This is a genomic window from Paenibacillus sp. FSL H7-689, assembly GCF_000517905.1.
GTDB classification, from domain to species: domain Bacteria; phylum Bacillota; class Bacilli; order Paenibacillales; family Paenibacillaceae; genus Paenibacillus; species Paenibacillus amylolyticus.
Genome location: NZ_ASPU01000066.1, coordinates 109,127 through 135,147, shown reverse-complemented (window position 1 = coordinate 135,147; position 26,021 = coordinate 109,127). Strand labels below are relative to the sequence as shown.

Here is a 26,021-nt window from a genome sequence, read left to right as displayed (position 1 = left end):
ATTACATTGGCAAATTAGAATATCATCCTATTTCCAATTCTCGTCTATAAATTCGTCCCGTCCGGATAACGCACGGTCTTCCTTATAATGTTTTTCGTTTTTCTTGTGGTAATCCTGATGATAGTCTTCAGCCGGATAGAATATAGCTGCATCCCGAATTTCCGTAACAATCGGTTGAGTGAATCGTCCGCTGGCTGCCAGTTCCTGTTTGGACTGTTCAGCAAGCTCACGTTGACGTTCATTATGCACAAAGATTGCCGTACGATACTGTGTCCCCCGATCCTGGAACTGACCTCCGTCATCTGTCGGATCAATCTGCGGCCAGTATAGCTCCAGCAGTCGTTCATAAGGGAATACATCTGGATCAAATGTAATTTCAACCACTTCGACATGACCGGTCTCTCCGGTTTTGACCTGCTCATATGTTGGATTCTCGATGTGACCGCCAGCATAACCCGATATAATGCCATGAATGCCCGGTTGTTCTTCAAACGGTGTAACCATACACCAGAAACATCCGCCGGCGAATGTAGCTTTTTCCATTCCGTTCATCCCCTCTTATCTAAACTACCTTTTACACTTACCACTCCGATGACAGAACAACCTTCTGATCGCTGTTATCCCCAGATTTTTTACATTTGGCTTTACAAGGAGAAAATCTGGTGATAAAGGCGAACGCTCCGCTTCTTCAGGTTATTTCTGTCCTCTACGTTCTCGTGTAAATGCTTAGTCCAATTTATATAGATAGCTATTACGCATATCTTTATATATTTTAAAACAACAAGAGGTTGATTGAAAGCCATGGTTATGGCTCTCAATCAACCTCTTCATTGGTAAAACATTTAGCTGACAACTAATTCAAGAAATTATCTTGATTTAGTTACCCGCGACTACGTCCCATCGAACGGAAGATCAAGCTTACGATGGCTACAAGAACGATCGCACCGATCAATGCAGGCACAATGTAGAATCCGCCCATCTCAGGACCCATATCGCCCAAGATTACTCCACCTAACCATCCACCGATAAAACCAGCAATGATGTTACCAATAACACCACCTGGAATGTCACGACCAACGATCAAACCTGCCAACCATCCAATGATACCACCGATAATTAATGACCATAACCAACCCATATCATTCACCTCTAATTAAAGTTTTTGTTGTTGTCTGTCTACTATTAACCGCTACAGAAGCATTTAAACAATTGGCATAAAAATTTTTGCATATTACCTATTGTCCCCATGCATCTCTCTCTCCAAAACAAGCCTTAGTCAGGTATTGAAACAGATCGCGTTACTTTCCGGCATCTCACCAGCTCAGAGCTGCGTTATGTACCTCCCGAAAGTCATTGTATGTTAGAGCAGACAAGGTTAGTATCACCAAATGAGGTAGGATTATTTATAAAATTGCGTCATATTATAGGATGGATGGGTTAGGTCTGATCAATAAAAGCCTGCACGGCCCTTACCTGGCTGCGCCAGCCAAGTATGTTTATGGCTCTTGTCCAGCTCGCCACGCATCGACTGAATGACTTTCACAATGTCTGTCTGTCCATTCTGATGCCATTCCAGCGCAGCGCTCACATACAACTCACCTAGCTGTGCAAGAGAAAACGTGTCGGTCAGACGAGCTGCTTCTACTGTACCTTCTTCACCCGCAAATACGGTGAAGCCTCGTTGGCGCAAGTATTGCAGGCGCAGCGCTTCATCTGGCAGCGGAATTTCGTAAGCTCGGTCAAACCGCCCAGCACGGTTCATGAGGCCAGGATCTATTTTCTCCGGATAATTCGTTGTCCCAATCAGGAAAATTCCTTCTTTTGACGTAGCTCCATCCAATGTATTCAGGAAAAAGGAACGGACTTCATCCGGCATCGAATCGATGTCCTCAATGATCAGTACCATCGGTGCCAACCGCTTGGCAGCCTCGAACACTTCACGCACAGATTCACTGTTGGTATACTCCGTAATCTGCCAATACGCAGCCGGTCCCGGGATACTTCCCGCAATGGATTTCACCAACGTGGTCTTACCATTCCCCGGATGCCCATACAATAAAATTCCCCGTTTGTACGGGATATCATAATCTCTGTAAAAAGAACGATCCGCTTCGAAAAACTGATCCAGCGAGCGGAAAATATCCTGCTTGATCTGTGCCGAAAGAACAACATCCTCTCTTCCCACGGAGCGAGTGATGGATTCCACATGACGATCGCTGCCATTACGGGCATCGGTGTAGACCGTTACTTTTTTCATATTTTGCTGACGTTCCCGTTCCCGGACACTTCCCAGAAATTGCTTCATCTCCTCATCACCGATGGCAAAGACAAAGTCTTCACTGTAGATCCCGTTCTCTCGGAAAAATGGAACCCGCACAAGTGCTACGCCCCATTTCGGATAAGCAAATACGTTGTTGCGAATGGAGTAATGCACACCATAAGTAGGCACATCTCCATCATCGTCGTAATGCAAGGTCTGAAGTTCCAGATCCTCGAATATGCGGGCTACCAGTTCCACTTCGTCACTGCCATTTTGCAGATCTTCCCGGAGTAACTCCCAGTATTCATTGTTCGGGTCAGAACTGGCATAAAGCTTGTACTCAACCCCATAGCGCTGATGGAGCGCCTCACTGATTCCACGAATCAGCCTTGAATAGATGGCGTACCCTTCCACTCGAATTCGGGTATCATGTTGTTCGTCATAGGTATAGATCGCCTGGGTTGGATCTGTTTGTTTTTCGTTTATTGTCATTATTTCGCTCCCTTTACCGCTACAAGCGGTTTGCATTTGGCTACAACTTGAGCCAGGCCTGCGCCGGTAACACTGTCTATAATTTCATCTACATTTTTATAAGCCTGAGGTGATTCATCAATAATGGATTCAAGTGAGCGTTGATTTACCACGATCTCATCTTCTGTACCCACACCCAGTGCCGTAGCAAAATCTTCCACGTTAATCAATCGTTTTGTTGCCGTCCGTGAACGGATCCTACCCGCACCGTGACATATTGAATAATAATTATCAGCACCCTGCGGTTGACCTACCATGATATATGAAGCAGTTCCCATGGAACCGGGAATAAGCGCCGGATGCCCTGTTGCCAGATAGGGCTTGGGATTGTCCGGATGACCTGCCGGCAACGCACGTGTCGCCCCTTTGCGATGTACAAAAACGGAACCTTGGTCTGCGTGAGATTCCTCCCAGGCATAGTTGTGCATCAGATCGTATAACGTACGAAATTCACATTTGGAGCCAAACACATCCCGGAATGCTTCGCGAATAGCATACGCAATCAGGTGACGATTGACAACAGCGTAATTCAATGCAGAATACATCATGTTCACATAATGACGACCTTCCGCATGCTCAAGTGGAGCAAATACCAGTCTGGGATCGGATGTACCCAGGTTAAGCCGCTGCATAACTTTGGCAATCGCTGACGAACTTGTCTGGCTTACATACCCACCCCATGCACGAGAGCCGGAGTGAATCATGACCACGACCTGTCCATCATACAATCCCCAAGCTTCGGCGATTTCACGATTCTCTTCAGCGATCTCAATCGCCTGGATCTCGGCAAAATGATTCCCCCCACCCAGTGTTCCGAGCTGACGATGCGAACGATGCCATGTCATATCAGGAACGTGGTTTAACACGTCCTCATCGTAACTGAACTTGCTGCTTTCCACATGTGTCATCGCGGTTGATTTTTTCGGTGTATAGCTGTCCGGAATATACTTTTTGGGTAAACCATGCAGTCCTTTACGAACAATATGCTCCAGTCTGATATCCGAGTAATGACCTCGCTGGTTCGCCTCCATCGGCAATACTTTCTCAATGGCCTTGACGAGTTTGCGGCGAAGCTTGATGTCTTTCAATTCGTCCTTGTGTAAGTTTGTCATATGCACTCGCATGCCACAGCCGATGTCACTGCCCACGATGGAGGGAGAAACATATCCGCTCTGCGCATCCCACACGGCTGTCGTTCCAATGCACGTACCTACACCGACGTGTACGTCTGGCGTATAACTCATATAAGAGATTCCCGGAATCTGCAGATTATTGTTTGCCATCTCGAATACCTTGTAATCAAGCGAGGAGAAGAGCCGTTGCGCCGCATATACGGTTAGATCACCTGCAGGCAATTTTACTTCATGCCGGTAGGCACCTGTTAATTCGTTTGGATTGGTAAATAAATTAAATTCTGTATTCATAAAAGTGTATTATTCCTTCCTGTACGTTCAGCAAATTCGGTTTGCTGATTCATCTGTAAAATAAAACTAAAAAAAGCCATAGGCTGATCGCCCATGACTTCTACTGAATGACAATAACGGAGGACAGAACAGCATAAACATGCTGTGTGTCTGTCATCCATCGCTATAATATAAGCGAAGAACGCATATCGATTATAAAACTCGCTAAACGATATGCCTATCCCCTATGTCGACCGTATGAGGCCAATGAAACGATGAGCCGGATATGCTATTATGTCTACGTTGCGCCCTGTTTGAATCAAATCATAACCAAGCATCATGTCTCTCGGCCTCCCTTCGTTAATGTTAGTCTTATATTAAGGGGACTAGAATTCATGTGTCAACCCTTTTCTTGGAAATTGGATAATGGTGTAGATTGCATATGTAAACAAAAACAGGAGATTGTCCTAGGACAATCTCCTGTTTTCCAAATAATAATGATGTTGTTAGCGTAACATGATTATTACAGTCCTGCTTGTTTTTCCAACTCTTCAACCGGATTTTCGTCTTCTTTTTCAGGAACTTTGGAAGACAGGAACCAACCACATACCGCAATGGTGATCAGTACAATATAGAATCCGAATTTCCAAATTTTATTTTCCGGGAAATGCTCATCCAGAACACCCAATGAAGGGTGTGCGAGTGTAATAACCGCCAGCTTAACCCCTACCCAACCTACAATTACAAAGGCCGCAACTTCAAGTCCTGGACGGGAATGAAGCAATTTCACAAAGTATGAGGCTGCAAAACGCATGATCACAAGCCCGATGAATCCACCGAGGAAGATAACGATAAACTGTCCACCGTCGAGTCCGCCAATTGGAGGCAATCCACTTGGTGGCAACGCCACGGCCAAAGCAACAGCAGCCAGAATGGAATCAACTGCAAATGCGATATCCGCTACTTCGACCTTGAAAACGGTCATCCAGAAACCGGATTGTTTTTTCGGTTTCTTCGGCGTTGAATCAGCTGCTTCATCTGTTTTATTACGACTACCCAGTATCTTTTTAACGATGTGGTTAATCGAAATATACAGGAGATACAGGGCACCGATCGCCTGCACCTGCCATACATCGACGAGGAAAGAGATCAGGAACAACGAACCTAAACGGAAAACAAATGCACCCATCAGACCATAGAACAACGCTTTTTTGCGCTTATCTTCAGGCAAGTGTTTAACCATGATTGCAAGTACCAATGCATTATCTGCTGCGAGTAATCCTTCAAGGACCACTAAGACAGCAAGCACCCACCCATATTCTAATAATAATGAAACATCCAAAATTGACTCCTCCTTAATATTCTTATGATGTACAAAAAAAAGGACCTTTACCATCACTGGTAAGGTCCTTTTATATCCACAAAAAGAGACCTTTACCGAGCATGAAAACTTGGTAAAGGTCTCGCTAACAACAAAATTGCTGCCAATAAAGCCGGGGATATAATCCCGAACTGACGACTTTACTGTAAAAGCTACTCCCCTTTAACAGGAATATGTAGTTTTAGTTGGAACGGGTTGTTTAACCTGTACTCATCATATTTCATAACGTTAAATAAAGTCAAGCTTTATTTAGTTGCCGATACAACTTACGGAATACGACAACATCGTAGATCATATTCCCCAGTGGAATGAAAGAAACAAAGAACAGAGCAATTGGACGACGCAGACGCCATTTCTGTGAGGTGTACATAGTCACCATAAATAACAAATACATTAAAAACAAAAAACCGTACAGATTCCCAAACCATGTGACAGCCTGCGGCATAACCCCGGCATCTCTCAACGGAAAAGCAACAAACAGTAACAACACGTACGAAATGCCCTGCAACCACAACATCAGCCGGAAGCGCCCCAGCGTAGAATGTAACATTATTTTCCTCCTGCTTTTATACATGTAACGAATTCAATTGTTCCCGTACAGTATATCACAAAAGCTGAATATCTCGCTTAATGCCATGTAGCAGATTATTCCTGCACGCTTATATGGTTGGCTCACCTACCATTTCGCAGGAGCCAAATGCTTCAACTTCTCATAAGATATATGACGAAGATTGTTACAGATGTCGGACAAGGAGGAGCCAGATCATGAAAATAGCTATGGTTGCACCCGAGAAATTGCCTTTGCCCGGTAATGGTTCCGTGGAAATCTGTATCCTGGGCATCGCTCGTGAACTAGCCCAACGCCATCAGGTGACCATTATAAGTCGTCAAATGCAAGGTCTCGCCGCCACAGAACAGATCGATGGGATCACCATTCAACGCGTCCCTGCGTCGAGTCCTGTCATGTACACCAAAGCAGTCATACGTTTGTTATCCCAACAACCCTACGATGTAATTCAAGTGGATAACAGGCCACGAAGTATGGCTACCATCAAACGAGCTTTTCCACGCACTCCCGTTGTACTCTATCTTCACTCATTAACGTTTGCTCAGCCCGGGCCTTCCAAACTCACATTAATGAGAAAAGCTGATTGGATTGCCGTCAACAGTCATTCCCTGCGACAAAGGTTAGGCCGCAGATTTCCGTTGGTAAAACACCGGATGAGTGTTGTTCCATTGGGTGCAGATCTAAGCCGCTTCAGGCCTGTTGAATCCAGCGAAGAACAGATTCATCTGCGTACACAATTTGGAGTAACTAAACCATTCTCTATTCTGTATGTCGGCAGGCTGATCCCTGGAAAAGGTGTAGACGTATTAATTCGTGCGACTGCCCTCCTTCAGCAACAGATGCCTGTTCAACTGATTATTGCAGGCAAAGGACCTCCGTATTACATGCGTAAACTTCGCGAGCTTGCCCATAAACAAAAGGTCCATGTTTCCTTCCGTGGTCAGATAAACCATGAGCATATCGATCAGTTGTATCGGGCAGTGGATTGTCTGGTCTGTCCGTCTCAAGAACATGAAGCTTTTGGCCTGGTTAATGTTGAGGCGATGGCTTCAGGATTACCCGTTATTGCTTCGGATAACGGAGGTATCCGTGAGATTATTGAATCAGGAATCAATGGATACCTTGTCACCGCTTATAAGCGTCCTCAACGTTTCACCTCTTACCTGTACAAACTTGCAAGCAATCCCACTTTTGCCGAGAAGTTAGGAAAGGCTGGCCGAGACAGCGCAAGGGCATATTTCAGTTGGGCAAGAACAGCCATGCATCTGGAAGCGACCTATACCAGGCTCATCCGTAAATGAGCCTTCTTTTGTTACGATGATCAAGCTTTTTCACGAAATTGCCATCCCTTAATCAAAGAATCCATCTGCGGAACAGGAATGTGACTCATCTCAATTAACTCCATAATCACCATATCTCTCATCATGAATCGTACTTTGGCACACGTGAGTTGATGAAATACATCGTAGAATGCCGTCCCGGCCCAACATCCATGAGGTACGATCAGGGGATCATTAACGATATAACCTACGGCTCCAATCGGGGGAATAACAACCTTAATTGCTTGATGATCCAAACGATTATCTGGATCTTTGACGAGATACACGGTATCCCCCACATGTAAAGCCTGTACTCCATGGTAGTGATCCATTCCATACATAGCTGCGAATAATTTGGTGCTCATATTACCTGCTCCTTTTCCTGTATTTCTCCATGATTAAAATTTTTACAATGATACATCGGTTTCATAATGTTCCAACCACTCGACAAGTTGCCTGCGTATCTCTCTACGAAACTCACGAGGTTCAAGTACCTCTGCCTCGGGCCCAAATTGATACAACCATTTCAAAAATTCTCTGCTGCTATTCAGTGTCACTTCAAATAACAATCCCCCATCCGACATATTCGTCATTCGCGGGCGAACAAACATTTCTTCTTCTTTTATGTAGGGGGCCACTTTCTCAGAGAATCTTACCTTGAAATGGATATTTTCGTCGCCACGGTCAATAGACCATGTGTTCTTCATGTACTGTGTTATGTTGAAATCACCCTTGTCGAAACCGGCATTTGTTCGTGTCACATCCAAAAAACGGCTGATCCGAAACAATCGAACTTTTTGCAGCAAATGGCAGTATCCAATCAAATAAAAACGTTGATCACGTGGAATGAGATAATAGGGATCGATATCCCGGACTGTGATCTCATTTCTTGTCAGCGTATGATATTGAGTACGAATGGTTTGCTGGCTTAGAATCGCTTCGATGATGGGAATCAGCAAATTAGGGTCTTTTCCTTCCTCACGATAAGCTGGCGTGCCCATCCGAATAATTCCCGCAATATTCTCTACAATGTCACTGTTTCTTGATTTTAATTTGGTATGAGCCGACATGACCTTGTCAAACGCTGAATCAAACTCAGCAGGTAACTTGGAGGTATCAACTACGGACGGGAGCAAGGAGAAAACCATTGCTTCCTGTTCAGTAAAATCTAATGGATACATCGCAAACTCACCAATAAATCGGTAACCTTTGCCGTATCCTTCATTCATAATCGGGGCGACCCTATCCAAAATCCGGAGATCACGATAAATCGTGCGTACAGTCGTACCGCATTTCAGCGCCAATTCCTTGGCCGAAATTCCAGGATTTGCTTGTATAGCCTGAAGTATACGCAGCAGACGAATTAATTTCTCTGTCATGTAGTTTCTCCCCTTCGATATTTTATCGGCAAGGAAAACTAGTTCCTTTAGTACAGAACTAAATCTTTAGTCCCAATATTATTTTCGCAATTTCACCATTTTTGTATAGTCCAATTGCACTCTTACCCCCTTTTAATATACATTCTCTTACTCGCTTGCGTAAAACATTAACCCAAAAGACCTTAAACCTAAGCCTGAAAGCCTATACAATTTTCTAAAAATAATACAAAAAAAGCCCTGATCTCCACAAAGAGACAAGGCTTTTCTCGGAATTACTGGTTATGCAACTGTAATAATTGATTCATCACATTTGCCATATGCTCACAGAGTTCAGGAATGTCCCCCATCTGGTCTTCATTCACACTGCGGTCAAAATAAACGTGAGCCGTGACGTTATACATTTTTGGCTGTTCATCAAAGATATACTTGATGTTCTGGCACATCCTCTGCTCAGGCCAGCTCTTCTGTAATATCGGACGAATAACCGGGCACTGCTTCTCAGGATCCTTCACAACCATACTGAACCGTAGCTCCAAGCGGCAACCCGGACTCGCACCAGGCGTCTCCAGGATCTCCGCTGCAAGCTCCTCAAGGGGACTGCTTAATACAACTTCCCCTGTTACTTCCGGGCGATCTCTGAGACAGAATTGTAATGTAAACTCTCTGGACATCACTGCCATCTCCAGCCGATCTTTACGCCCCGTAATCTGAATACGTTCGTCCAGGTTATCCATATCATAGAGATAATTCTCAAACCCGACTTTCAGATTGTCATACACCGTTGGATCAAACATTGAATTAAACCTACTTTCTAACCCTTTAACATGTATTGTAGTACATTCTCATTTTTCATGCGAACGATGTGCCTATTGAACTCTCTTGCTCGGAAAATAAAAAAGCCCAGTCCTAGGACTGGGCTTTGGTTAAGCATGAGATCTGGCAAGATCCCGTAGCTTGGCTTATTCTTCTGTAGCTTTTTCTTCAGTTGCCGGCTCAGCTTCCTCAGCAGAGGCCGTTGGCTCTTCCTCAGCCGCTTGTGGCGGCATGACGGAAGCGATGATGGATTCAGGTGATGTTACGAGTGTCAAACCTTTATCGAGTTTGATATCCGCAGCAGTCAAGCGATCACCGATGTCCAATCCGCTCACATCCACTTCAATGGACGTTGGCAGATCCGCAGGCAATCCTTCTACTTCCAGCTGTGTCTCCTGTGTCTGGAATACACCACCAGCTTTCGAGCCGGCCGCTGTACCCTGGAAGTCAATCGATACACTTACGCTGATCGGCTTGTTCTTGGAAATTTGCAAAAAGTCTACGTGCAGCAAACGTCCGTTACGCTCTTGCTGATCCTTGATCAGCACAGGAAGCGTTTTACCGCCCTCCACATTCAGGTTGAACATTTCGGAGCGGCCTGTGCGTGCCACTTTCAGCATTTCTTTTTCATCTACATGTATTGAAGCACCTTCAAGTCCCGGGCCGTAAACGACTGCGGGAACTCGTCCGCCTTGTCTTAACAGGCGCAGTGCTGCACCTTTCTTTTCCGTTCTTGGCGTTGCTGTAAGTTGAGCCATTTTTCCGTTGGATTTCATGATTGAACATCCTCCTTCAAGGGATCACTACATTATATTTGTTGGAAAGCACTGAGGCTTATCTCATAGACCATAATGGTCTTTTTTCCTTTGGCCGAATCGTGGGCCATATCTATATTTACCCCAATGATAGAGGATCTCAAACACGAAACAGGACAATTAATTTTTTTTTGGCAAGTTATGCGGCTTATAATCAGACCAAAAAAAGCAGTCGGAATCTCTTCCAACTGCTGATTTATCAAGGTTTTGACGAACTACATTCAAAGTTATACATAAAGAAACTATGCGCTATTACGATCCTCTGTTTTTTCACTTTCACGAATGATCTGCATCTCGTCTGATCCGCTACGGACAATAATGTGTACATCCCCGTCTTCAGGTACAATGTCCACGTAACGGTCTCCGCACGTATCTTTAGCTTCCCATTCGTTCAATCGAATGATCAATCCCAGGTGATGCAGACCCGGAGCAACGCGGAAGCGGGCTTCGGCGGCATTACCGACTTGTTCCAGCCGTACGGCTCCGTCCTCCATACCTGTGCCCCATACCCAGACATCCCAACCTTCATAATGCTGGTCTTCCCGTTCGTATCGAAGCGTGACGGTTCGCGAAATCTGTTTATGAATCGTTACGCCAAGCGTTGCCCGAATTCCTCCAGCCTCAGCAATAATATGGGTTACTCCAGGTGTCATCGCACGTACGATCCCTGCTGCACTCACCGCTGCAAGTTCTGGATGAGAAGAGCTCCAGCGTATATTGGAATCCTGAAGCGGCTGACCAAATTGATCCAGAACCAAGGCACGGAAGCGACTGATTCGAGTCATGTACATGACAGGTTCACCCACAATTTCAATTCGTTCAGCATGACGATAATCCACTTGTAACATACAGCTTGCCGTTATGTCCCCACAGTGGACTGTAATCGAAGCTTCCCCTCGTTCCAGTGCATGGATTGTTCCATCAGGCTGGATCTGAATAATATCCGGATCAGAAGAAGTCCAGGTAACTGGAGCTTTTTCCACCACATTGCCAATACTGTCCCGTACGATCGCTCGTAGTTGAGTGGTCTCCTTCGGACTATATACCTGGCGAGGAAAACTAATCTCCACTGTTGATGGTTCAGCGCCTCCAGCATGCTCTGTGTCATACAGTACCATTAAAGACCATCGTTCTACCTGAACAGTACCACGAACAGTCTCGATCACGTCTGTGCCTGCCTGATGATCATTGACCACAACATGCCAGTCCCCTTCCCCCAGGTCGACATGCTGCTCATGTTCCGTTCCGTTATAGATGACCATAATCTGATTCCAGGTGTCCTGATTCGCACCATTCTGAAGTATAAAGGCAACTACATTGCCATCCGCACGAATAACACGAAGGTGATTTCGTACCTGTTCAGCATCGATCATACGAAAAGCGGGATGTGTTCTCCGCAAATGAATAAGACCACGATAGTAATCAAACACTGGTCTGAACCGTGATTTGTTGGCCCATGTGATGGCGTTCACCGCATCCCCGCTCCGATAACTGTTATGATCACCGGCTTTGGATCTGAGCATCTCATCCCCTGAATGCAGAAACGGAATTCCCTGAGAAGTAAGCAGAATGCCAGAGGACAGTAACGAGCGACGAACCATCTCATGATTCAAAACATCATCTGCATCCACATACCGATAAGGATCTGCTGCTTTTACCGCGGACTCAGCACTCCCTCCACCCACGGGCTGTCCGTCCTTCCATACGGGAAATCCTAATTCATGTCTAAGGTTCATTGTTGTCGCAATTTTATCCCACAGATTGAGATTGTCATGAGCAGTTACATAATTGACAACTTCAACAGGTGAAGATGTGAAATCATCCAATGCTCCCGCTAATCCCCTAATAAGCTCATATTCCTGTCCTCCGGCACCCGTGACAAACCCTCTGCCACTGCCATCACTATCACCCTTGATTGCACTGCGAAAATGATCATTAAATACAGCAAACCCCTGACCTCGCTGGGTTCCTTTTAATGTTTTACGGTCCAAAGGTGAATCTCCACCCATCCAGGGTTCCCCATAGATCAGAAACGCCGGATCGATCTGTTCCTTCAATTCGCGTGTCAATTCATTCATCGTTTCCGTATCAATCAGGGCCATGAGGTCAAATCGAAATCCGTCCACATGATATTCTTCTGCCCAATATCGGAGAGAATCCAGAATATATTTTCGCACCATTGGACGTTCTGTCGCCAATTCATTGCCTACACCAGAACCATTACTGAGGGTGCCATCCTCCCGATAACGGTAATAATAGCCTGGTACAATCCGTTCAAAAGGACCCTCTTCCACGCTATACGTGTGATTATAGACAACATCAAGTACAACGCGAATGCCTTGTCTGTGCAGCGATTGAACGAGTGATTTGAGCTCCCGAATTCGAACTGCAGGATCACGAGGGTCGGTAGCATACGAACCTTCGGGAACGTTATAATGCTGGGGATCATACCCCCAGTTGTATGGTGCTCTGACATTTGAACCCACTTCTGCAGTAGCAAGTTCATTCACCGTCTGATAATCCGCCACAGGCAGAAGATGTACATGGGTAACTCCCAGTTCGGCAAGATGGTCTACGCCAATACTATTGCCTGCTCTATCCGTCAGACCGGATGCCGTGAATGCCAGATATTTTCCCTTATACGGAATATCTGCATGTGGGTCTGAGGAGAAATCACGGACATGCAACTCATATAACACGGCATCAACAGGACGCAGAAAAGCAGGTTTGACATCCAGGTCCCAATCGACCGGATTGGTGGTCTCCGGATCTATAATAGCCGTTCGTTGCCCATTAGCCGTTACCGCTCTGGCATAAGGATCAACAGCCACTTCAATCTGCTGATTATCATGAATAATTCGGTACATATAATAATATCCTGCCCAATCGCCGCTGAGCTTCAGACTCCATATTCCGTCCGCATCACGTGTCAAGAAATGTTCCTGCCCATTTTCATGATCTTGTACTTTACCACTATCGTTGTAATGCCCTTCATCGTTAAAAATCAATATATAAACCTGTTGTGCCGTAGGTGCCCACAATTTAAAAGTACTTGCAGCACGAGTATATGTTAAGCCAAGATCGTTGCCTTCGTAACAAAAAGAAGTCCATTCCGGCATCGTTCCCACCGCCTTTATATCCATTGATTTCGTGTTGTCCCGATGTTACGGAGTGGGACGTTGTTTGTCAACCCGGGGTTGTCTGTACTCATCATATCGGTCCAATTTGCGTATTCAATTAGCAATCGCTTTCAAAATATAGGATATGAAAACAAGCGCCATAGATTGACAGCATTTGTACCTGTCCCGACAAAAAAAGTTTGGAATATACGAGAATAAATTGCAGGATGTCATTTGGTTGAGATTAAAATGCACCAACAGGTGCTCAGTATAAAAAAGCTCCAGACATGACGATGTATAGCCCCGCTACCAAGGCATTGGTTTCTGACGCATCAACAAATCCCCCTTTCTTACGGGAAAGGGGGATTTGTTTTATCTCAATTTATTTGATTAGATTTGATTGGATATCTAGAACGTGGCCTTGTTAGCGATTTTACTAATGCTTTGTTGGTACCCTTCAATTCTTGGCAAGCATTGCGTTCATTAGGAATTCGAATACATCACCGTTAGGGATATCGCATTCACATTTACCTTTCCGTCCTGTATGGTGCGTATCGTATCAACGCCTGCTTGTCCTTTTTCTACAATCACATTCCATGTCCCTGTGGGGACAGATATGTCACGGTTTTCTTTTGCCGCGTTATAGATGACAACAATACGTTCCCATGAATCCCTGGCTGCTGTACCGTTCAGTTCATACGCTAACAGCCCATTACCTTTTTCTATTAAACGAACATGCTTCTCGATCTCTTCCCGTGTACGAAGCCGAAAGGCTGGATGTTCTCGCCGAAGACGGATCAGCCCACGATAATAATCAAATACCGGCTTGAACAGCTGCTTTTGCTCCCAATGTATGGCATTGACTACGTCTCCACTCTGGTGGCTGTTGGCGTCCCCATATTTGCTGCGAAGCAACTCATCTCCGGCCGCGATCAGGGGAATACCCTGGGAGGTTAAAACGATACCATTGGCAAGGGCAAGCAGACAACGCCTAACGGTCTCATTCTCCAGAATGTGTTCTGGATCGATCTGCAGGTAAGGCTTAGCCTTCTCTACGGCCTCTTCCACACTCTGGCATCCACGAATACTTCCATCCTCGTCATAGGTGAGGAAATTCAAGGTATCGTGGATTCCTTGTGTACGTGCAACTTTGTCCCACAGGTTGAGATTATCATGCACTGTTACATAGTTAATCGTCTCGGATGGACCATCCGTAAAATCCTGAATGGCTCCCCGGACCCCAGTCCACAATTCATCTTCTTTCCCGTCCGCGCCCGTCGCAAATCCCGAACCCACACCATCGCTGTCTCCCTTGATCACTCCGCGGAAATTATCGTTAAACACAGCAAACCCCGTTCCGCGCTGCGTTCCTTTTAGAGTCATATTATCACCAAGCGGCGAATCCAGTGCGCCCCATGGTTCACCATATAACAATATGGAAGGTGACACTTCGGTGTGCAATTCCGCTGCAAGCTGTTTCATCGTAGTTGTGTCGATCAGGCCCATCAGATCAAATCGAAAACCGTCCACATGGTACTCCTCTGCCCAGTAACGGACAGAGTCGATGATAAACTTACGAACCATGGTGCGTTCAGTAGCCACTTCATTACCCGTACCTGAACCATTGCTATAAGTCCCATCGGCGTTTTGTCGATAGTAGTACCCGGGTACCAATTTTTCAAAAGAGCTGCCTGCCGTATCAAACGTATGATTATATACCACATCCATAATGACACCTATTCCCTTATTATGAAGGGCAAGCACCATTGATTTGAACTCACGAATTCGTGTCTCCGGATCATCTGCACGTGATGCATAGGAACCTTCCGGGACATTGTAATGAAGTGGATCATATCCCCAGTTATAGTTGGAGGCATCAGACGTATCACCATCCACCCTGGATTCATCCACCGTCGCAAAATCAAATACAGGCAGCAGATGCACATGGGTAATCCCGAGTTCGACCAAATGATCGATCCCCAGTGTGTTGCCCTCCGAATCACGCAGACCCGTCTCGGTGAAAGCCATGTATTTGCCTTTATTCGTTATACCCGATGATGGGTGAATGGAAAAATCACGTACATGCAGTTCGTACAGGACTGCATCTACAGGACTGGTCAATTCCGGACGAATATCCTCACTCCATCCCTTCGGATGTGTCTGCTCCAGTCTTACAATTACACCCATTTCTCCATTCATGGTCACTGCTCGTGCGTAAGGATCTACAGCATGGGTTGAATGTCCATCTTCGAAAGTAGGCTTGTACATGTAACGGTAGCTACTTAAATCGCCCTCCAGTTCCAGAACCCAGACGCCTTGTTCTTTCTTTTGCATAGGTAACGCCTGCTGTTTCCGTTGATTGGGCTCTTCCTCCGGGGTCCCCCCTGTCAAAGGTGGATACAGAAGTAGTTCCATCTGAACTGCTAACGGTGACCAGACTTTGAAGCGACAGGCTTGTGCTTCTAATGTGACACCCAGATCTCTTCCTTCGTATGTATCTTCTGAAATCAATAGTTCCTGCTTATTCTCTTCAATCATATGTGTGGTTCCCCTCTCGTTGAGAAAATTAATGAATATGGATGGAAAGAATGCTCCTTACCCTTTATACCCGTTCTGCTGCCCAGCCATAATCCGAATTACACAAAAGAAGACAAACGTCATGTAGATTCACATTACGCCTGCCTTCTTTATAAGTAAAACGATATCTCTCTAATGTGGTACCTGGGATTGGAAATCATTACGGCTGGATTGATCGGCATGGTACAAAACCACGTCCCCATCTTGCATCGACCAGCTTCTCCCCTGACCATCTACCGGGCTGTTATCGAAACCTTCCATTTGCCATTGATTCATCAACGGTGCATGAATATATTGCAGATGTGGTGCATTCGTATTGCCGCTGCGCAAAGTTTCGATATTGAAGTTAACCACAATGTAACCGTCCCTCAGAAATACCGTTGCCTTCTCATCCAATTGATTTTGTCTGGCAAGTGACTCGAGATCGGTTCCTTTGGGCACTGCATATACATCTGCTGGCAAGCTATATTCCCCATACCAGCGCTGAATCGCTGCATTCGCCCGATCTACATTAACACTGGAGGGAATATCTGTTTTTGGGCCAATGAGTGTGCGGATCTGTGAAGGAAGAATCATCCAGTCATAACGACCTACCCACGTTTTATGATGAGAGGTCTGATCCACGAAACGAACCATATGTTCCGCCATTGTACCCTGATTACGTTCCTCCGCCGACAGTTCATAGGTATACTGATAACGCGCTGTATCACCCAACTCCGTACCGGGGACATTCCGCAACCGTGAGTTCAGGACAACAAAACGTTTTTCTAAATCTTGTGCCGATCCGATACGAATGAGTCGATCCTGTCCTCGATGGTAGTATAAATCCACTTCTTGCCGGGTGGTGCCATCTTTACTCACAAAAGAGAACGTCGGCGTGATTCGTATACCATCCTGTTTCCCAAACATATTGCCCTTGGTTTTCAGATCAAACTTGAAATGGTAACCTGTCTTCACTGCAGCATTTCGGAAACCCTGTACCGGATGACTGCCGGGACGAATAGGCAGTACATAGGGAGCCAAGTTACCTCGGGGATCTCCGTCAATACCGTTTCCTCCGGTCCAATAGCTCACACCCGTTGGTTCCGGGCTGCCCATCCGCTTGCGGAACACATCCTCCCAGTTGTAGTCTGAAATATCGGTAATGTGAAAAATCATACAACCTTCCGATAACCTCTACAGCAACGGTATCTGCTGCGACATGATGGCTCAGATTCGTATTGGCATCCTGTTGTTCTGTGAAGTTTGCCGGTGCATTTTCGGCGATATTACGAAACTCGATCTGGTAATTTCCTTCATCTACCCATACAGGAAGATAAAAAGGGGTGTCCAACTGATTTACCGGAATATCCACCCATGTCAGGGCCGGAATAAACTGACTTCTGGCACCGTTATAGACATCAAATGGGAAACGAACCTGTTTGATCCGGAAATATTTCGCATAATCATGGTTTCCATAACCTGGGTAACTCGCTACATCCAAATGTTGACCTGAGGTTGGTATCCGCACAATGAATGGACGTTCTAAAATAAGTGCAGCTCTGGTCGGATCAGGCGTGGTCTTCTGGTTATGCGGCTGATCATCTGACACCCAGGCATAGTTCACAACTGGAGTGTGTACCGTCACCGAGTTGATGCCCAGAATGGGGAACTTCTGATCCTGCCCTCCGTTAACATTGCCAGGGAGCAGTCCATACGTTATCTCACCCGTGGTCGGCTGGTTAGCTTTGTTCATCAATGTGTTTTTGATCGTCAGACGGTTCTGATACAGAACATCGTCTCCGATCATGCCAGGCTGGGGGATCGTCCCAGGTCTTGGAGCTGTTTTTTCCACCGGGGCAGAATCCATAATTGTCGCTCCATTAAAGGTTACCTTGTCGTTATTAACGGTGTTCTCTCTAACCTCCGCTTCAGCTTTGGATTGAAACAATGATGTCTCATCTGGCGTAGGCGGTTCATCCGAACCACCAGGAACCCCTTTGATGCCAAGATCAATTTCTCGACATGGCGCAGGTTTCACATGATTGGTAACCGCAGTATCCATAGCCGATTGCAAAGTCGGTGGTGTATATGCATTGGGCATAAGGGTCACGGTGTCACCATAACCGCCTAGCGCATAGTTAGATACCTTTGCCTCATTTAACTTGTATACCTCCAGGTTATCGATCTGCCAATAGCTATATGTCCGTGTTACTTGCATATTTTTATCCCCAGGCACATCAAGTTCTTTGGGCTCAGGAGGTGTTCCTGGATCCCCCTCACCACTAGACGCTCTGCCCGGGATCGTCCAGGTTTTATGATAAACCCTTTTCACCTTAACGGTGTAAGTCACCGTTCCTGTCATGTTAACCCAACGGTGCTGAAACAGATATTCCTTGGCTAAAACATTGGCATAGAGATCTTCCGAAGTTGGAATACCACGGGTAACATCGAACTTCTCAGATCCACGCTCGTCTGCCTTCAACACACCTCGAACAGACGGGTCTATAACCGATGCTTCAATAACCGTGCCTCTCCTCGGTGGGCTGATGGTCACAGGGCAAGTGTTCGCAGGGTCACCCCCCGGATCGCCATCATTACCACCCTCTCCATTATCCGTGCAGTCCTTCACCTCAAGCACCTGAGTCCCTTGTTCATCCAGTTGCTGAGCAGAATCAAGAAAATGAGCTTTGATGGTAGTGCTACCCACGATCCCTTTTGTCGTGATTTTTCCATCAGCGCCAATCGTTGCCACAGCCGGATTCGAGCTTTGCCACGTCAATTTAGGATGAGCTGTCAGTTTATGAACAGAGCGATCCGGTTTGGTTAGAACTGCTTCCGCCTGTAGTGGTGTTGTATTGGCTTTACAAGCGTTCGGCAGATTTACCACGAGTCCTGGCTCAGACGTAACGGTTATGGTGGCTGTATCCGAGATCAGATATGTACCATTGTTCCAGATTGCACGCACAGTGACCGTGCCCGGACTTTCGGCCGTTAACATCCCTGTTTTCAACTCTATACTCGCAATTGTCTCGTCAGAAGAAAACCATTTGATCTCTGCTTCCCTGCGGGATACGTCAATGCCCTCACCAAAAGCTGTCGCACCATAACCTTTCGTCTTAACCTTGGCTTCCATCTGCTGGGTTTGACTTAGGGTAAGGGTTTTATTTGGAGTTACATCGATTTCTTTTTCTTCCTCCAAATCACCTTCCCAAATGATGTCCATGGGCGTAAAATAAGAAACATTATGCTTAGGACATCCTGCCGTTGTTCTTCCCCCATTTTCAAATGGATCATTCTGAGTCCATTCGTGATTTCCACCAGTTAAGGTCTTAATAGCAACAACTGTACTTGGAGGTGTGATCACTGTCCTTCCCACACCTGTATATGTTGCCTGTTCAAATTGAGTTTTATATTCCACACTTTTGATGTTTACTTCCTTAAAACTAGAGGATGTTAGCGTATTTCCGTTATATTGAGGCCAAGAAACCGCAGGCCATCGTGAAAAGTCAACACTATCCGGTACCTCTTTCAAAGCAGGATAAGGGGTTGTACAACTTCCTGCATTGTTTGAATACGTTGGACCACCACTGTGATCTGCTCTAAATCTCCCATCATCAGTTTGATACCAGTAAACTCCAGGTGTACCAACTGTCTTTTCAGCTTGAATAGATTTTAGAATAGGACTTTTCATAGATTTTGGACCGTACGGATCGTTAGCAGCAGCGTAAACAAAATCATTTATAGATAGCCCAATCACGTAAGAACTTATAATGAATAATACAAGCAATGTTCTGGACCAAATGAATACGGACAGCCGCATTCGTTTTCTCATAGACTTGCTATCACCTCACTACTGGTACATATTTTGTATTTTCATTTCTCCTACATCTTCAGCTTTAACATGATACGATCCATTTTTGAAATCTAGAGTTGACCTTGTCCAAAATCTAACCTTTTTCCCTTTTATGATGAGTTCTTTAGGGCTATTAGGAATAGTTTTGAATCCGTTCTTATCAGCAAATTCTAAATCTAGACGTCTAAAACTTAGTAATCCGTTATTTAAACCACCACTGTAGGTAATCAAATCTGACTTATCTGTATTTGATATAAAAGATAAATCAGCAAATGTTAGATAATAATCGCCACTCGAAATATTGGGTTCTACAAAAAGTTTGCTATATACTCCTTGAGGTTTACCATTCTGAACCTTCACCACAATAAACCTATGAAGTGTAAGCACTCCTGATTTGTTAGAAAGTTTTATATCTCCTTTCGATATATCACTTACTTTGACTGAGTTCTTAGTATAAAAATAATTACTAATAGTCGTTAAATTCGTACCCGTCGTGCCGACCTCTCTCATCTCATTCAGATCACTGTACTTCCCCGCATCCGTGCCCTCCACATCCATATAACGCAGTAAAATGGCCGATACTTCTGCACGAGTGGTGGAATCTGCAGGTTTCAATGTGCCATCCTGGAATCCACCGACAATGCCTGTCCCACGGACAAGGGCAAGATACGGAATCTGCTCAGCACGAATGGTGCCGCGGTTCACTTCCGGTGTGGGGAGCAGCGTATTTTTTGTATCGTTAAAAGCATCCTGAAAGCTGCTCCCGGACTTAATCAGTCCATTGGCAATCCATTTCATCATCTCGTAACGCTTCAGTTCCGCATTCGGATTGAACCCTTTGGCATAATCATCAGTGTTAATGAATCCTTGTCCGACAAGTTGGCTAACCGCCGCTTCAGACCAATGTCCCTTGAGATCAGCAAAGGGATTCTGTCCCTCTACCTTCTCCAGTCCAGTCGCACGGGCAAGTATGGTCGCATATTCCCCACGCGTGATTTTGCCATTAGGACGAAACGTTCCGTCTTGGTAACCAGAGATCAGTTTTTTTTCATACGCTTTGGCAATCGTTGCTTGAGCCCAGTGGCCTTTGATATCCTTGAACTTGCTAAGGGCAGTGTCACTTGTTCCCGATGCGGCATTCGCTGTTGACGTCAGATGTACGGGTCCAACGGGCAATAGTGTTCCTGCCAATACAGCTGTCGTTAACAACCCGACGATCCAACCGTTCCGTTTTTTCTTCTTCTCGTGTCCTTTGATCTGCTTCTTCAATCTACTCACGCTCCTATGTACCTTAGTATGGGGATGCTTTGCTTGGTCAACCTAGTTACTTCTCTTCATAACCAAAACCTAAATTTGCCATAATAATCAATATTCTACCATGTTGTACTAGGCTATTGGTATTATTTTTCGTCCATCCCCATCACTTCAAGGCGTGCGCCCCTCCTTCCATAGACCCACTTCATTCGCCTAAAACACAAAAAAAGGCTATGAATCCGCAGATTCATAGCCTTATGCTTTAAGGGTGTGGTCTTTCTTATGATATTGAAAAATGAACTCACTCATAGAATAAACCATATCATTCCATTTGATCAACCTTTTTTATTTCCCCCAGCTTTATTTTCCGTTTAATTCTTTGTAGGATGCTTCCAATTCCGTGATCAATTGATCACCACCGGCTTTTCTCCAGCTTGCGATTTCCTGCTCCCAACCTGCATCATCGATTTTACCCATAATGTACTTGGTCTGCGCATCCCAGATCATCTGATCCAACTCCTGACCACGCTCGGTATAGATCGCCGAAGACAAGGTGAGTGCCGGATTGGCAATGGCATACTGCTCATTCTCACGCGCCATCTTTGTACCTTTCATACCAATCGGAACATCGACCAGTTCAGGCACATTATAACCTTCAATACTTAACAGATTATCCCGGTATGGCTTCACTTCACGCTGATAAGCGTCAAAATCCTTAAGTTCGGTTTTCCCATCAGCAGTCTTGGTGTAGTGCACATCGAGCAATCCACGGAGCTGCAAAGCGCTCAATTCCTCATCCATCAACTGATCCAGGAACGTGAGAACCTGCTTCAATTGCTCCTCATCCGTTACGGATGCCTTCGGGATGACTAGCATTCCATAGTTTCCTGGCTCACCGGCGATTCGAATACCGTCGGTTCCCTGGAACGGAGCTACATCAATTTCTCCATCCGGAGCGTTAGGTGTAAGCCGCTGCTGAGAGGACTTTCCGTTCTGAGCCACACCGTTAAGCTTCATGCCAACTAAGCCGGAATCCATTTTTTTGTCCGCATCAGAAGGGTCCAAGGCAGGGAAATCACTATTAATCAGTCCCTCGCTGAACAGTCGCTTGAAGAGCTTCATTGTATCCACATATTCGGTGGTCAAGAACTCCGGGGTCAGTTTCCCGGCATCATCCACACCCCATTTGTTGACGCCCCCAATACTTACAGCAATCCGCGTCAGTGGGGACGAGACACCCTCATTATACTTTTTGAAAAGCAGTGCACCGTACGTATCTTCCTTACCATTCCCGTCAGGGTCATCCTTACGAATAGAGCGCATCACTTCATACCAGTCATCCAGCGTTTTTGGTATATCCAGCTTCAACGTATCAAACCAGTCCTTGCGATATACGATCGCAGTCCGTCCAATATCCCGGAAGTTCGGAATACCGTAGACCTTGCCTTCAATTTTGATATTGTTAAAATAAGCTTCGGATTGGGCAGACAGGTTCTTATAATCCTTCAAGTAAGGCCCCAGTTCCCAGAACAGTCCCGTTTTGGCGGCATTAAATGTGGTCGGTACATAATTCACACGCATAATGGTCGGCATCTCGCCTGAAGCAACCATAACATTCACCTTATCATCAAAAGCAGACTGCGGAATCCACTGTACATTGACATCCGTATTTGTATATTCCTCAATCTTCTTTTCAATCCCGTTCTCCTTGGCCGGTATATCTCCTACCTGCATTAAAGAGATGGAAATGGGAAGTTTACCTTCCCCTGCAGCAGGTGCTTTTTCTCCCCCGCAACCTGCAAGCAATCCAGCGGACATTGCACCAATTACAACGATTCCGCCTAAACGGGACATTGGACCTTTTGGACTCATGAACCATCTCTCCTTTTGGATAAGGTTATGTACATAGACCACTCCGATGACAGAACAACCTTCAGATCGCTGTTATCCCCAGATTTTTTGATTCCCTTTTAAAAAGGGGAAAATCCGGGGATAGCCTATGCTTCCGATGTAGCTTTCTTTCAGAAAGCTTTTAGGCGAACGCTTAGCTTCCTCAGATTATTTCTGCCCTCTCCGTTCTCATGTACATGTTAGTTGGACTTGTAAAGTTCAATCTCCACTCCCGCCAAAATGAACGGAGCGACCGACTTCGGATCATTGATCCGAATGGACTCAGTCACATAATACTCATAGGACCCGTCGCGATACGGGCTTCCGCCAAGACCGGCTCCGCCGTTACACTGCGTCAAGGACAGCACGCCTTCACGGTCCGTTTGCAGCAGATGCTGCACCAGACCCTGATACCCTTTTTCCGCAACTGCTTTGAACTTGCCACTCAGATATCCTTTACGCACACCTTTGGCCAATGCATAGACAAACATTGAGGTCCCGGAAGCCTCCAGATAGTTCCGCTCACGTCCCGGTTGATCCAGCAGATGTGGCCATAGTCCGGTCTGTTGATTCTGCACATGCACTAGTGCGTTTGCTACCCGTTCGAAGATACCCACAATCTGCCCGCGCTGCGGATGATCTACCGGCAGGTAATCCAAGGTGTCCACAACCGCCATCACATACCAGCCCATCGCCCGACTCCAGACATGTGGTGAACATCCCGTTTCACCCGAACTCCAGCGCTGCTCTTTGCTCTCGTCCCAGGCATGGTACAAGAGACCACTACGCGGATCACGTGTACGTTGCTCCACCAGCAAGAGCTGCAGAGCCGCTTTGTCAAACCACTTCTCTTCACCCGTCACTGCCCCATACTGGGTCAGATACGGAGTAGCCATGTACAATCCATCCAGCCACATCTGGAAAGGATAAATCTTTTTGTGCCAGAACCCGCCTTCACTCGTATGTGGCTGTCCCTTAAGCTGAGTCATAAGCAACTCCGCAGCTTTGCGATACTTCTCTTCTCCCGTTTTCTCGTACAACAGGAATAGTGATTTCCCCTGATTGATCTGATCCAGATTATATTCCTCGATCGTATAGGAGCGAATGGAGCCATCTTCCTGAACAAAATGATCCATCAGCTCACGGATGTAGTCAAAATACTTTTGCTCCCCCGTGTGTATATACAGCTCCTCCAGCGCTTTCAACAGACAGCCGTTCTCATAATGCCAAGTGGCGTACAGCTCATGGTTGCGATAACTTTCCATGAATTGCTGTGCCATGCGCACCGATGTGAATTGCAGTGTTTCCTTCATGATCAAGCCTCCGCTTCCGGCTCTTTATTGAGCCTGTTTTTTGTAATCTTCGGCATATTCCTCACGAATCTTGTTTCCACCAGCATTGCCCCAATTCTCGATTTCCTTTTCCCAGCCACTTTGATCGATCTTGCCCATAATGTATTTGGTTTGTGCATCCGCAATCACCTGATCCAGGTCTGCCCCACGGTCACCATACGTTGGAGAATATAACGTCAGCGCAGGGTTTGGCACAGCGTGCTCCGCCAGTTCCTTGGCAAGTGCCGTACCTTTTTCACCCAGTTCGGTATCCTTCAATTTCGGTACGTTATACCCTTCCACATAAGGAAGGTTGTCACGGTAAGGTTTCACTTCACGCTGGAATGCATCGAAGTCACTCATCTCCACCTGATCTTCGCCCACTTTGGTGTAATGTTTGTCTTCCATACCACGCATCAACAGGGTTGCCATCTCAGGGTCCATCAGTTTATCCAGGAAGGAGAGCAGGTTTTTGAGTTCTTCTTCCGATTTCACCGTTGATTTAGGGAATGCCAGAATGCCGGAGTTACCTGTCTGTCCTGCAACACGATCTCCGTTCGCTCCAAGCAAACCAGCGATGTCTACCACACCATCCGGATTGTTTTTGGACAAACGCTCTTGCTGACTTTTTCCGTTCTGAGCAACACCAACACGGATACCCACAACACCGGAATCATACTTTTTCTCCGCTTCCGTAGAGTCGAATACGGCAAAATCTTGATTCAGCAGTTTCTCATCGTACAAACGTTTCAGCAGATCCAGCACCTGCATATATTCCGGTGTCATGAATTCCGGCGTGAAGCTGCCATCCTCTTCGACCTTCCACTTGTTAGGTGCACCAAAACTTACGCCAAGGCGCGTCGTGAAGGAATATTGATCCTCATTATATTTTTTGAAAAGCATCAGTCCAAACGTATTATCCTGACCATCTCCATCCGGATCGGAGGTTGCCAGTGTTTTGATCGTTTCATACCATTCATCCGGTGTGGCTGGCACCTTAAGATTCAGCTTCTCGAACCAGTCTTTGCGATAGATCACTGTAGCTCGCGCAATATCGGAGAAAACAGGAACCCCGTAGATTTTGCCCTCTACCTTGATGTTGTCAAAAAAACGCTCGTTCTGTGCCGACAGATTTTTGTAATCTTTCAGCAAAGGTCCCACTTCCCAGAACACGTCATTACGCATCGCGCTGGTCACCGTTGGGTTATATTGCACCTTCACAATTTTTGGCATATCGCTTGAAGCGATCATCACGTTGATTTTGTCATTGTAGGCCGAAGCCGGAATCCACTGGATATCCAGTTTGGTATTGGTATACGCTTCGATCTTTTGCTGAACTTCATTGCCTTTGCTTGGCACATCACCCACCTGTGCAATGGCTATGGACACATTTTGTACGCCGCCTTCGGCAGCCTGACCCTCGTCTGATCCGCATCCTGCCAGCAAACCTGTCACCAGTGCCAGTGTGCTCAAGACAGCTACGGCTTTCTTTTTTGTTGCTTTCATAACATGAAAACCTCCCTTTTTTTATGCAGTCATACTGAAC

19 protein-coding genes are annotated in these 26,021 nt (G+C 45.9%); 1 reads left to right on the top strand and 18 read right to left on the bottom strand.

The window, feature by feature from the left end:
* Positions 1–27 precede the first annotated feature (27 nt).
* The 6 genes from msrA to C170_RS28745 all read right to left on the bottom strand — a co-directional run bounded on the left by msrA (position 28) and on the right by C170_RS28745 (position 6,125).
* Positions 28–543, bottom strand: coding sequence for a peptide-methionine (S)-S-oxide reductase MsrA (gene msrA / locus C170_RS28770; protein ID WP_036617072.1), 516 nt, complete (start codon positions 541–543; stop codon positions 28–30).
* A 337-nt stretch (positions 544–880) separates the two neighbouring features.
* Positions 881–1,138, bottom strand: a complete 258-nt coding sequence (locus tag C170_RS28765; RefSeq protein WP_017686880.1) for a GlsB/YeaQ/YmgE family stress response membrane protein — start codon at positions 1,136–1,138, stop codon at positions 881–883.
* 309 nt (positions 1,139–1,447) lie between these two features.
* Entirely contained in the window at positions 1,448–2,752 is a 1,305-nt protein-coding gene (locus tag C170_RS28760) for an AAA family ATPase (RefSeq protein WP_036617070.1), read from the bottom strand.
* A complete protein-coding gene (locus tag C170_RS28755) occupies positions 2,752–4,215 on the bottom strand; it encodes an RtcB family protein (RefSeq protein ID WP_036617067.1) in 1,464 nt (487 codons plus the stop codon). Before C170_RS28755 ends, C170_RS28760 begins: the two co-directional genes overlap by 1 nt.
* 502 nt (positions 4,216–4,717) lie before the next feature.
* A complete protein-coding gene (locus C170_RS28750) occupies positions 4,718–5,536 on the bottom strand; it encodes a TerC family protein (protein WP_036617064.1) in 819 nt (272 codons plus the stop codon).
* Between the two features lie 277 nt (positions 5,537–5,813).
* Positions 5,814–6,125 carry a DUF3817 domain-containing protein gene (locus C170_RS28745; protein ID WP_036617062.1) on the bottom strand — a complete coding sequence of 104 codons (312 nt, stop codon included), beginning with the start codon at positions 6,123–6,125 and terminating at the stop codon, positions 5,814–5,816.
* Between the two features lie 215 nt (positions 6,126–6,340).
* Here C170_RS28745 and C170_RS28740 point away from each other — a divergent pair, with 215 nt between their 5' ends.
* The gene (locus C170_RS28740) at positions 6,341–7,444 is read left to right on the top strand and encodes a glycosyltransferase family 4 protein (RefSeq protein WP_036617060.1); all 1,104 of its coding nucleotides are present in this window, start codon (positions 6,341–6,343) and stop codon (positions 7,442–7,444) included.
* A gap of 20 nt (positions 7,445–7,464) precedes the next feature.
* Here C170_RS28740 and C170_RS28735 read toward each other — a convergent pair whose 3' ends face one another.
* From C170_RS28735 to C170_RS28685, 12 genes are all read right to left on the bottom strand, one after another.
* Positions 7,465–7,827 carry an HIRAN domain-containing protein gene (locus C170_RS28735; protein ID WP_047844030.1) on the bottom strand — a complete coding sequence of 121 codons (363 nt, stop codon included), beginning with the start codon at positions 7,825–7,827 and terminating at the stop codon, positions 7,465–7,467.
* Positions 7,828–7,869: 42 nt separating this feature from the next.
* Positions 7,870–8,841, bottom strand: a complete 972-nt coding sequence (locus C170_RS28730) for a helix-turn-helix transcriptional regulator (RefSeq protein ID WP_036617058.1) — start codon at positions 8,839–8,841, stop codon at positions 7,870–7,872.
* 272 nt (positions 8,842–9,113) lie between these two features.
* Positions 9,114–9,635, bottom strand: coding sequence for a hypothetical protein (locus C170_RS28725; protein WP_036617056.1), 522 nt, complete (start codon positions 9,633–9,635; stop codon positions 9,114–9,116).
* Between the two features lie 165 nt (positions 9,636–9,800).
* Positions 9,801–10,430 carry a 50S ribosomal protein L25 gene (locus C170_RS28720; RefSeq protein ID WP_036617054.1) on the bottom strand — a complete coding sequence of 210 codons (630 nt, stop codon included), beginning with the start codon at positions 10,428–10,430 and terminating at the stop codon, positions 9,801–9,803.
* A gap of 281 nt (positions 10,431–10,711) precedes the next feature.
* Positions 10,712–13,588: a type I pullulanase gene (gene pulA / locus C170_RS28715; protein ID WP_036617052.1), complete on the bottom strand. Its 2,877-nt coding sequence runs from the start codon at positions 13,586–13,588 to the stop codon at positions 10,712–10,714.
* A gap of 483 nt (positions 13,589–14,071) precedes the next feature.
* Positions 14,072–16,126: a type I pullulanase gene (gene pulA, locus C170_RS28710; protein ID WP_036617049.1), complete on the bottom strand. Its 2,055-nt coding sequence runs from the start codon at positions 16,124–16,126 to the stop codon at positions 14,072–14,074.
* Between the two features lie 171 nt (positions 16,127–16,297).
* Positions 16,298–17,278 (bottom strand): hypothetical protein, encoded by a 981-nt coding sequence (locus C170_RS31465; RefSeq protein WP_235200855.1) that lies wholly within the window; start codon positions 17,276–17,278, stop codon positions 16,298–16,300.
* Complete coding sequence (locus tag C170_RS31460; RefSeq protein WP_235200854.1) at positions 17,208–19,565, bottom strand: DUF5704 domain-containing protein; 2,358 nt, start codon at positions 19,563–19,565, stop codon at positions 17,208–17,210. Before C170_RS31460 ends, C170_RS31465 begins: the two co-directional genes overlap by 71 nt.
* Positions 19,566–19,997: 432 nt before the next feature.
* Positions 19,998–21,278 (bottom strand): S-layer homology domain-containing protein, encoded by a 1,281-nt coding sequence (locus C170_RS28700; RefSeq protein WP_235200853.1) that lies wholly within the window; start codon positions 21,276–21,278, stop codon positions 19,998–20,000.
* Between the two features lie 336 nt (positions 21,279–21,614).
* Entirely contained in the window at positions 21,615–23,126 is a 1,512-nt protein-coding gene (locus tag C170_RS28695) for an extracellular solute-binding protein (RefSeq protein ID WP_051447457.1), read from the bottom strand.
* Between the two features lie 218 nt (positions 23,127–23,344).
* Positions 23,345–24,457 (bottom strand): glycoside hydrolase family 88/105 protein, encoded by a 1,113-nt coding sequence (locus C170_RS28690; RefSeq protein WP_036617045.1) that lies wholly within the window; start codon positions 24,455–24,457, stop codon positions 23,345–23,347.
* Between the two features lie 24 nt (positions 24,458–24,481).
* Positions 24,482–25,981 (bottom strand): extracellular solute-binding protein, encoded by a 1,500-nt coding sequence (locus C170_RS28685; protein WP_036617043.1) that lies wholly within the window; start codon positions 25,979–25,981, stop codon positions 24,482–24,484.
* Between the last annotated feature and the right edge of the window lie 40 nt (positions 25,982–26,021).